Below are 9,825 nucleotides of genomic sequence, written 5' to 3'. Positions count from 1 at the left end.
TCGAGGGCGGGGCCGACACCGGACAGGGTCAGGCGCTCGCGGGGGAGAAGCGGTCCCAGATGCGGTGCAGCGTGAGCAGCTCGGTCAGGTCGCCGAGCACGTCGGCGGGGTTGCCCGCGTCGGGTCCGGAGACGATCCCGGCACCGTCCTCGGGGATGCCGGCCGCGGTCAGCGCCGCAGCACCGGACTCGCCGAAGGCTCCGATTCCCTTGCTGTGCCGCCACATCTCGGCCGCCATGACCGCGATGCGTGGGTCCACGGGGGCAGCGCCTGCCGCAGGCTGACCTGCCCTGGCGTCGCGACCCACGACCGCGTCGCCAGCAGGCGCCGCTCCGAGGACGACGAGCGCGTCGTACTCGAACGAGCGCGCAGTCGCATAGGTCCGGGACACCACGAGGTCGCCGATCGTCCCGCCGCGCGGCGCGATGACGAACGGTGTCATCCGGAATGCCTCGACGGCTGCGACGACGCCCGCCGCGGCCTCCGGGTCGGTCGACGCGTCGACGACGACGCCGATCTTGCGACCGTCTGCGGGGTAGGGGGTCCCGACCTGGGACAGGGCCGCACTCGGTGCCACGTCCTCGAGCTCCAGCGTCGGGGCGGGGGCGGGGAGGCCCAGAGCCAGGGCGACGGAGGCGCAGAGGTCTTCGTCGATGTTCGCCAGGCACTGCAGCTGCCGCTCACGGATCGACTGCTCGTAGCACTTGGCGAGCTCGAACGCGTACGCCCCCTTGATGTGGTCCTGCTCCACCGGGCTCATCGACCGGTAGAACAGCCGGGTCTGGGAGTAGTGGTCGTCGAACGACCGGGCCTGAGCGCGCACCTTCGCGCTCTCCTGCACCACGGCCGGAACCTCGACGAACGCGTGATCCTCGGCGCCGGCGCTGAACGGGCACCCCCCGTCCAGCGAGTTCGGCCGGTAGGGCGCGACGCCGGAGGGCACCGCGTGCTGGTGGTAGCCGTCCCGCAGCATGTCGTTGACCGGGGCGTGCGGGCGGTTGACCGGGATCTGGTTGAAGTTCGGGCCACCCAGGCGCGTCAGCTGCGTGTCGACGTAGGAGAAGAGACGCGCCTGCAGGAGCGAGTCGTTCGTGACGTCGATGCCGGGCACGAGGTTGCCCACGTGGAACGCCACCTGCTCGGTCTCGGCGAAGAAGTTCGTCGGGTTTGCCGTCAGGGTCAGCAGTCCCACGGGCTGCACGGGTGCGAGCTCCTCCGGCACGAACTTCGTCGGGTCAAGCAGGTCGATGCCCTCGAACGTCTGCTCGGGAGTGTCGGGGAACGTCTGGATCCCGAGCTCCCACTGGGGGAGGTGACCGGCCTCGATGGCGTCGGCCAGGTCGCGGCGGTGGAAGTCCGGGTCGCCACCGGCTGCGAGCTGCGCCTCCTCCCACACGAGCGAGTGCACCCCGGCCTTCGGCTTCCAGTGGAACTTCACGAGGGTCGAGGCGCCCTCGGCGTCGACGAGCCGGAAGGTGTGGACGCCGAAGCCCTCCATCATCCGGTAGGAGGCCTGGATGCCTCGGTCCGACATGTTCCACATCGTGTGGTGCTGCGCCTCGGTGTGCAGCGACACGAAGTCCCAGAAGGTGTCGTGGGCCGACTGCGCCTGGGGGATCTCGCGGTCGGGGTGCGGTTTGGCCGCGTGGACGACGTCAGGGAACTTGATGCCGTCCTGGATGAAGAAGACGGGCATGTTGTTGCCGACGAGGTCAAAGGTCCCCTCGTCGGTGTAGAACCTCACCGCGAACCCGCGCGTGTCGCGCACGGTGTCGGCCGAGCCCCGCGACCCGAGGACGGTGGAGAACCTTGCGAAGACCGGCGTCTCGACACCCTCCGCGAGGAAGCCGGCCACGGAGATCTCGGAGGCGCTCCCGTAACCGCGGAAGACGCCGTGCGCACCGGAGCCTCGCGCGTGCACGACACGCTCGGGGATGCGCTCGTGGTCGAAGTGGGTGATCTTCTCGCGCAGGTGGTGGTCCTGGAGCAGCGTCGGACCGCGTTCACCGGCCTTGAGGGAGTGGTCGGTGTCGCGCAGCCGCGTACCGACGCTCGTCGTGAGGAAGGCTCCGGACTGGCTCCGGGCGTGCCCTGGTGCTCCCGTTGGCTTCCCCGTAGCGGTGACGAGCTCGGGGGCGCTCTGGTCGGGCTGCGGCGGGAACGGCTCGTGCGGCGTGCTGGGCTCGGCGACGGTGGGCGGGGTGCGTGGCTCTTCCACAGTTGTCTCCTTCGTCAGGTGCCCACCCCGTACCCGATGTGAGATGTTCGTCCCGAGCCGCGGCGTCACGGCACGAGCGATCGGACTGGTCGGCCGACTCCTCAGGCCGGTTCGGCCGATTCTCTAGCTGCGCCGAATTGCGTTGTCGTTCCGACCTTTTCGCCGATCGCCAGGTGACCACCGAGGTATGCCGACACTCCCGACACCGACAACCCGGCCAGTCCCAGGACAACTCCCGCGCGCCGTCGCCGCGGCCGCGCAGCCCACGACGCGGCATACAGCCCCAGCGACGCCACGTTGAGGGCAGCATGCACGACGGCCACGCGACGGGATCGCGGGGTCAGACCGTCGTACTCGGCCAGGCCGGTGAGCGCCGCCGCGGGAGCGGACGCCAGACCGGCACCCACCAGCCGGCGGGCGGCGGCCTCGGCCCCCGGACCCCCGACCAGGTCGAGCAGCGACGCGGAGGTCCAGAAGCCGATCGGCAGGTCGGTCAGGAAGGGATGGGCGGCATGACCGACGACCTCGCCGGTGACCAGTCGACGCCACGGGCCGTCCCCGCGAACCCGGTGGGCCAGGGGAGACAGGGCCGCAGCAACGCCGTCGAGCGAGCGTCGCCCCTCGACGAGACGCTCGAGCAGGCGGGTGGCGGCGGGGGAGCGGGTTGCGGGGGTGTCGGTGACATTCATGACCGACCTCTACCCGCTCCCGGGCGCGTGAACCCCGGGCTGACGACGGGGCTTGCGGCGGGGTCGCTGAGGTCGAGACGCTCGCCCGGCCCCACCGGACGGATGTGGCGCAGGCCCGCCTGCTGGGCCGCATGGAGGAAGTCCTTCAGCGGTGACTGGAAGACGCCGTAGTCGGAGTGGTGCACGGGAACCGCCTGCCGCGGTTCGATGCGTCGCACGAAGTCCACGCCCTCGTCGGCGTCCATCGTCACGGTGTGGAACAGCACCCGGGTGCCGCCGAGATGCGCGACGGCCGTGTCGATGGCAGGGAACCTCTGCCTGATCTCGTCGAGGTGCGGTCCCGTGAGGGTGTCCCCGCTGATGTAGAGCCGGTGCTGCAGCCGGCCATCCACCCGGTGCTCGACGACCGAGCCCATGACCGGGGGAAGCGCGGCGCGCAGCAGTCCCCGGGCGTGGATGCCGGGCACCGAGGTGATGGTCAGCCGCTCGTGGCCGTGCACGAGCTCGACCTCGTCCCACGGCTCCAGCCCCTGGCTCGCAAAGCCCCAACGGCGCAGCCGGCGCGCCGCCTGCGGGGTGGTGACGACGGGTTGGTCACGAGACAGTCCGCGGCGGGCCACCCGGTCGAAGTGGTCGCCGTGCAGGTGGGAGAGCAGGACGGCGTCGATCGTCGGCAGGTCCTCGATCGCGAGCGCCGGCTCGGTGAGGCGAGGGGACCACAGCCCCTTGCCGAGATACGCACGCTGCCCGCGGTGGAGGAAGTTGGGGTCGGTGAGCAGGGTGAACGAGCCGAGCTCGAGCACCGTCGTCGCCGTCCCGACGAACGTCAACGCCGCCTGCTGCGACACCCCGGCGTCGGAGGCGCCCCCAGGGTCCGGGCTACCGGCTGCCGGATCGACTGCCACTGGGTCGTCCATGGGACCTCCGTCGAGAACTGGCCGAGGACCGACGGTTCGGTCCACATGGTTCATCACTGACCACTGCACCCCGCCTAGCTGGCCCGCTGCTCCGCCAGAACACCGCTCTCCTCGTCCCCCAGGCACTCTCGGAGGCTCTCCAAGGTGCGCTTGAGCAGCCTGGACACCTGCATCTGGCTCGCACCGAGCTGTTCGGCGATGCACCGCTGGGTCTTCTCCTCCACGAACCGGAGACGAAGGACCTGGCGCGTCCGCTCGTCCAGACCGCTGAGCGCGTCGGAGAGGGCGACGTGGTCACACACGTGCTCCAGGTCGAGGTCCGGCACGGCCACCGCTCCCGCCAGGGACATTCCCTCGCTGGGCCCGCCGGGCGCGTCGATCGACAGCGGCCGGAAGCTGGAGTCGTTGGCGTCGGCCTCGTCCAAGCTCTCCTGAGAGACGCCCAGCGCTTCGGCGAGCTCGGCTTGCGAGGGGGTGTGGCCGAGCTCCTGCTCCAGTCGCAGGCGGCAGGACCTCGCGGTGATGCGCAGCTCCTGCACCCGTCGTGAGGGCCGCACCATCCAGCCGTGGTCCCGGAAGTAGCGCTTGATCTCGCCGGAGATGGTGGGCACGGCAAAGGCCGCGAACGCCCCGCCGGTGTCGACGTCATAGCGCGTGACCGCCTTGACGAGAGCGAGCCGGGCAACCTGCACCAGGTCGTCGACCTCGACGCCCTTGTTCCTGTATCGACGGGCCATCCCGTCGGCCAGGGGGAGGTACAGCTCGACGATCTGGTCGACGATGCGCTGCGCGGACTGGCGGTCGGGCTGGGGCTGGAGTGCCCGGAACAGGTCTCTGGTCTGCTCGTCCCGCTCGTGGTGCAGGGGGCGCGTGTCTGTGGTCGTGCCGTGTGGTGCCATGGTCGTGCTCCGTCCGGTGGACGGCAGAGTCGGCGCTGTGTCTGGACCGCTCGGCGTCCTCTGACCGTTGCACGCCCAGCGCCGCGGGGAAAGCCAGAAAACGAACTCTTGCCCTCGCAAGCGTGCCGTCGTGCACGGAACGGACCGACGCGGCATATCCCGTCCGCCGCTCCCGAGGGCCGGTCTCGGTCAGCCCTCGACGCCCGTCGACGTGTGGGGCTCGCCCACGGGCTTGGACTCCGGCGAACCTCGCTCGCGCAGGTAGATGCTGAGGACGACCATGCTCGCGACAGCCAGGAACTCGGACTGCCAGTTCTGGAAGGTGCGGTTCCAGAAGTCCGGCGCGCTCAGGTAGTCGCCCCACCCGAGCGGCGCCTGGAGGTTCTGGATCTGGTCGGCGTTGTAGGCCGAGCGGCCGGCGATGAACTGTGCCCCCCACGAAAGGAAGAAGATCGTTCCCATCGTCAGCCCGAGGGAGCGGGAGTAGAGGTTGCGGCGCCAGCCCTCCACCCGAGCCCAGGCGGGGGAGTCCTCCTGGGCGTGGGGACCCACCTTCTGGTCCTTGTCCGACTCGCGGCCCCTTCGATCCAGGGGCTTGGACTCGGGCGAGCCCTTCTGGACGAACCAGACGGTCATCAGGATGTACAGGAGGAACTGGAGGTACTCCGACTGCCAGTTCTCCGCGACGTCGACGGCGAACTGCGACGAGGTGACGTACCGCAGGAGGTCCATAGGGGGCAAGCCCGCGTCTGCGGCCTGGTCGTTGTAGAACGCGAGACCGGTCAGAGCCTGGCCCACCAGGGCCAGCAGGAGCAGCACGGTGWAGGCGACCGTGAGGCTCTGTTCGCGAAGCCACCTCATCGTTGGACCAGCCCGATCGCGATGCAGGCGGCCAGTCCGGCGGCGATGAACACCAGGATGGAGACGAACGCGAAGCGCATGAGCTCAGGCCCCCTTGATCTCGCAGGAGTAGGGACGGCCCTGCTCCTGCGGCTTGCACCCGGCCGCGGTGACCCGCCATCCCGTGCCGAACAGGGCCAGGAACATCGTGTCGTGCTCCAGCTCGACCATGGCATCGAGTCCGTAGACCTGAACGTCGACCACCTTCCCCGCCCGCGGGAGCTGCGCATCGGCGATTCCCCGGTCGCAGCTGCCCGACGTCTGCTCGAGCTCCTGCACGGTCTGCGGGGCCAACAGCGCACACGCCGCAGACGAGTTCGCCGGCAGCGCAGCGGCGAAGGCCTGCGCCGACCGCCCGGCAGCTGCCGACTGCGACTCCGACGACGGTGCAGAGCAGGCAGCCGATGCAAGGACCGTCGCGACCACGACACCCAGGATCCGCGGTGACCTCATGGCATGAGACTAGGACGCGTCCTCAGCAACAGGCGGTAGGTCGCGCGGCGGGGGGCGTGTCTTGGGGCCCGACGAAGTGAGCGCGGTGCCGGGTATGCACACGGTGGAAGTGCCGTCGGACCCCGGCGGCGGCCAGGTCCGGTCGCGGGCCTGCTGACCTGCCCACCACGACAGCGAGACGCGAAGGAGTCCCGGATGCCCGCGCTGCTCGACACCCATGACCTCGCGGCTGCAGAGGTGTTCCTGTCGGACACGTACGGTGAGGTTCACCTCCATACCGACGAGGCGCGGCCCGTGGCGAGGATCGTGCACGCGGTCGGTGGCGGCCTGTCCGTCGCACGCGTGGACCTGACGTCCGACATCACCTACGAGATGGAACCGACCGGCCTGCTGCTGCTCGGCGCTGCCACGAGGTGGCACCCCGGACGGACGGGGGACCTGCGCGCCGCATCGTCCGCCGTCGGCATCATCGCCGAGCCCGACGCGTCGTGCCGTGGCCGGCAGCACCCACTGCGGGCTGACGTCGTCGGTCTTCACCCGCGCCTCCTTCGCGATGCCATGGCATCCCGGGCGCGTCATGCTCGGGCGCCCGCGAGTGAGCCGACCAGGTTGGGCGCTCATCCCGTGGACGCCGCGTCAGCGGCGATGCTGTCCGGGGTCATCCGCGACGTCGTCCACCACGTGCTCACCGTCGACACCGCGCGGTTCCCGCTCCCGCTCTCGTCTGCGACCCAGCAGCTGGCCACGGCGGTACTGGCGACGTTCGCCGGCCACGGGCGTACCGAAGCCACCTCCGGGGACCGCAGGGACGCGACGTCCCTCACGTTGGGATCGGCGAAGACCTTCATCGAGGAACACGCCGCCGAGGCCATCACCCTCGCCCAGATCGCGGCGGCTGCGCACGTGACGGCACGATCCGTCCAGTACGCGTTCGCAGACGTCGGATCCACCCCGTTGGCCTACCTGCGCCGGGTGCGCCTGGAGCACGCTCACGCCGAGCTGCAGGCGGGTGGCCGGGACGGGGGAACCACGGTCACCGAGATCGCCCTCTCGTGGGGGTTCTCCCACCAGGGACGCTTCGCGGCTGCCTACCGCGACAGGTACGGCGTCCGCCCGGGAGCGACCCTGCGGGGCTGAGTGGGGCCTGCACGCGGGATCGTCGCTGATCTGGCCCTCGGAGGACGATGCCCCGTCAGTCGCGAGGCGGCACGCTGAGACGCGTCAGGGACGAGGATCCCGGTGACCCAGCGCTCACCGCCGACTGGAACGAGCAGGCATGACTGAAGAGGTGTACGACCCTCCGCTCACCGAAGACCGGCGCGTCGCGGGCGAGGCGGCCGACGCGGCGCCGACCGTCCCGGGTCGCTTCCGGCGCTTGGTGCACTTCACCCTGCCAGGGTGCTGGGGCGCGGTCGTCTTCGCCGCCCTGTCGTTGACGCCGTCACTGCTCCCGCGCGGCGGCTTCATCCAGGGCCTGGTCTGCGGGATCACGGCAGCCATCGGCTATGGGGTGGGGGTCCTGGTCGCATGGCTGTGGCGCGCCTACGCGGACCGGGACGCCCGGGTCCCCACACGTTCGTCCTGGCGCGCCTTCCTGATCATCGCCGGTGCCGTGCTGCTGGTGTTCTTCGCTCTCGGCCAGTACTGGCAGCACGAGATCCGGGCCCTGATGGGGGTCACGGAGTACAACGTGGCCCTGGTCGTCGCGTCGCCCTTCGTCGCGGTGTTCTTCTTCGCGCTGTTCCTCGCACTCAGCCGGGGCATCCGACGTCTCTACCACTGGGTCGCGGACCGCCTAGCGCGCCACGTCGGCCGGCGCGCGGCCGCAGCGACCGGCTGGGTGCTCGTGACCGTCACCGTCGGCTTCCTCGTCAGCGGAGTCCTGCTCGACGGCTTGGTGAGTGCCATGGACGAGGCCTTCTCCGTCCGGAACGGGATCACCGAGGAAGGCGTGGCCCAACCCTCTACCGGCCTCCGGTCCGGCGGGCCAGGCTCCTTGGTCCCGTGGGACTCCCTCGGCCGGGAGGGCCGGACGTTCACCGGTTCGGGGCCCACGGCGAGCGACATCGCGGCGATCGTCCACCAACCCGCCGACGAACCGATCCGGATCTACGCCGGTCTGGACTCGGCGGACGACACCGAGCAGCGGGCCGCCCTCGCAGTCGACGACCTCCAGCGGGCGGGTGGTTTCCAGCGGGCGAACCTGCTCGTCCTGACCACRACGGGCAGCGGCTGGGTCGACCCCGCGCTGGTCTCACCCTTCGAGTACCTGGGTGGGGGCGATGCGGCGACCGTGGCCATCCAGTACTCCTACCTGCCGTCGTGGCTGTCGTTCCTGGTCGACCAGACGAAGGCCCGGGAGGCGGGCCGCGCCCTGTTCGATGCGGTCTACGACCGTTGGTCGCGCCTCCCTGCGAACCAGCGCCCGAAGCTCTTCGTGGGCGGCGAGAGTCTGGGGACGTTCGGGGGAGAGACCGCCTTCAGCGGGGAGTACGACCTGCGCAACCGCACCGCCGGCACCGTCTTCGCAGGACCACCCAACTTCAACACGCTGTTCCGGGAGTTCAGTGACCATCGCGATCCGGGTAGCCCGGAGATTCAGCCGGTCTACAAGAACGGCCGCACGGTGCGGTTCGCCACGGATGCCGGGAGCTCGGTACCTCCGGCGGGGCAGCCGTGGGAGGGGACCCGGGTGCTCTACCTCATGCACCCCTCCGACCCGATCGTCTGGTGGACCCCGCGCCTGCTCTTCACCGAGCCCGACTGGATCGGCGAGACCCCGGGCAAGGACGTCCTCCCACAGATGTTCTGGATGCCCCTGGTGACCTTCTGGCAGGTCAGCGCCGACCTGCCCTTCTCCACCGGGGTCCCACCGGGTCACGGCCACAAGTACACGACTGAGTACGTCGACGGCTGGTATGCCGTGATGCGACCCGCCGGCTTCACGCCGGCTGACCTTGCCGCGCTGAGGACGGAGATCTCGGCACTGGAGTAGCGCCCGCGATCTCATCCTGACCGGATGAGCAGCCGCTGCCGAGTGCAGCCCTAGCATGAGGCACGTCCCGAGGAGACCGCCCATGACCTCAGTAGCCGTCGAGCCGCCACCGCCGTTCACCACGAAGGACTACCTCGCGCGATCGCGTCGTGTCGTCGCCGCAGCCGCGGAGGCCGGCCTCTCCGGCGTCCTCGTGACACCGGGTCCCGACCTGGTCTGGCTCACGGGCTACCGCCCCACGGCCATCACCGAGCGGCTGACGGTGCTGGTCCTCTGCCCGAACCAGGCGCCGACGCTCGTGGTCCCCGCGCTCGAGCGACCAGACGCCGAGGCCGCAGCGGGCGTGCGAGGGATGACGGTCATCGACTGGGCCGACGGCACGGACCCGTACGAGGCGGCCGCTCCGCTGCTCGGACCGGACGGCACCTACGGCATCTCGGACTCCGCCTGGGCACTCCACCTCCTCGGTCTGCAGGGACGCCTTCCGGGCTCGGCGTACCGCTCGTTGACCGATGTGCTGCCGATGATGCGCGCCGTCAAGGGACCGGACGAGCTGGCGCGTCTCTCCGCTGCAGGAGCCGCGGCCGACGCGGCATACGGCGAGATCCTCAAGGTGCGCTTCGCGGGGCGCAGGGAGACCGACGTGGCCGCCGACCTCGCCGGCCTGCTGCGCCGGTTCGGGCACGAGCAGGTCGACTTCACGGTCGTCGGTTCGGGGCCGAACGGGGCCAACCCGCACCACGAGGCCGGGGAC

Annotated in this window: 9 protein-coding genes; 3 read left to right on the top strand and 6 right to left on the bottom strand. The window is 70.5% G+C overall.

Annotation, left to right across the window (positions count from 1 at the left end; genetic code table 11):
* Positions 1 to 28 precede the first annotated feature (28 nt).
* The 6 genes from AC1DP0_RS12100 to AC1DP0_RS12075 form a co-directional block, all read right to left on the bottom strand.
* Positions 29 to 2,236: a catalase gene (locus AC1DP0_RS12100; RefSeq protein ID WP_478084812.1), complete on the bottom strand. Its 2,208-nt coding sequence runs from the start codon at positions 2,234 to 2,236 to the stop codon at positions 29 to 31.
* An 83-nt stretch (positions 2,237 to 2,319) separates the two neighbouring features.
* Positions 2,320 to 2,907, bottom strand: a complete 588-nt coding sequence (locus tag AC1DP0_RS12095; protein ID WP_478084811.1) for a DUF2231 domain-containing protein — start codon at positions 2,905 to 2,907, stop codon at positions 2,320 to 2,322.
* Positions 2,904 to 3,824, bottom strand: a complete 921-nt coding sequence (locus tag AC1DP0_RS12090) for an MBL fold metallo-hydrolase (protein ID WP_478084810.1) — start codon at positions 3,822 to 3,824, stop codon at positions 2,904 to 2,906. Before AC1DP0_RS12090 ends, AC1DP0_RS12095 begins: the two co-directional genes overlap by 4 nt.
* A 74-nt stretch (positions 3,825 to 3,898) precedes the next feature.
* A complete protein-coding gene (locus AC1DP0_RS12085; protein ID WP_478084809.1) occupies positions 3,899 to 4,723 on the bottom strand; it encodes a sigma-70 family RNA polymerase sigma factor in 825 nt (274 codons plus the stop codon).
* A 189-nt stretch (positions 4,724 to 4,912) separates the two neighbouring features.
* Positions 4,913 to 5,584: a DUF6766 family protein gene (locus tag AC1DP0_RS12080; RefSeq protein WP_478084808.1), complete on the bottom strand. Its 672-nt coding sequence runs from the start codon at positions 5,582 to 5,584 to the stop codon at positions 4,913 to 4,915.
* A gap of 84 nt (positions 5,585 to 5,668) precedes the next feature.
* Positions 5,669 to 6,076 carry a hypothetical protein gene (locus AC1DP0_RS12075; protein ID WP_478084807.1) on the bottom strand — a complete coding sequence of 136 codons (408 nt, stop codon included), beginning with the start codon at positions 6,074 to 6,076 and terminating at the stop codon, positions 5,669 to 5,671.
* 195 nt (positions 6,077 to 6,271) lie between these two features.
* Between AC1DP0_RS12075 and AC1DP0_RS12070 the strand changes: the two genes are divergently transcribed.
* The 3 genes from AC1DP0_RS12070 to AC1DP0_RS12060 all read left to right on the top strand — a co-directional run.
* Entirely contained in the window at positions 6,272 to 7,213 is a 942-nt protein-coding gene (locus tag AC1DP0_RS12070) for a helix-turn-helix transcriptional regulator (RefSeq protein ID WP_478084806.1), read from the top strand.
* Positions 7,214 to 7,352: 139 nt separating this feature from the next.
* Positions 7,353 to 9,071, top strand: coding sequence for an alpha/beta hydrolase (locus AC1DP0_RS12065; RefSeq protein WP_478084805.1), 1,719 nt, complete (start codon positions 7,353 to 7,355; stop codon positions 9,069 to 9,071).
* Positions 9,072 to 9,153: 82 nt separating this feature from the next.
* Positions 9,154 to 9,825, top strand: a 672-nt coding sequence (locus tag AC1DP0_RS12060; protein WP_478084804.1) for a M24 family metallopeptidase, incomplete at its 3' end; no start/stop codon positions are given.

The organism is Terrabacter sp. P5_B1, from assembly GCF_056400505.1.
Note: the sequence above shows the minus strand (reverse complement) of the source record. Positions and strands in the feature narration are given on the sequence as shown.

What these genes read in the sequence shown, in the direction of transcription:
- AC1DP0_RS12075 (WP_478084807.1), bottom strand. Translation starts at nt 6,076, where the DNA reads ATGAGGTCACCGCGGATCCTGGGTGTCGTGGTCGCGACGGTCCTTGCA.
- AC1DP0_RS12070 (WP_478084806.1), top strand. Translation starts at nt 6,272, where the DNA reads ATGCCCGCGCTGCTCGACACCCATGACCTCGCGGCTGCAGAGGTGTTC.
- AC1DP0_RS12095 (WP_478084811.1), bottom strand. Translation starts at nt 2,907, where the DNA reads ATGAATGTCACCGACACCCCCGCAACCCGCTCCCCCGCCGCCACCCGC.
- AC1DP0_RS12085 (WP_478084809.1), bottom strand. Translation starts at nt 4,723, where the DNA reads ATGGCACCACACGGCACGACCACAGACACGCGCCCCCTGCACCACGAG.
- AC1DP0_RS12090 (WP_478084810.1), bottom strand. Translation starts at nt 3,824, where the DNA reads ATGGACGACCCAGTGGCAGTCGATCCGGCAGCCGGTAGCCCGGACCCT.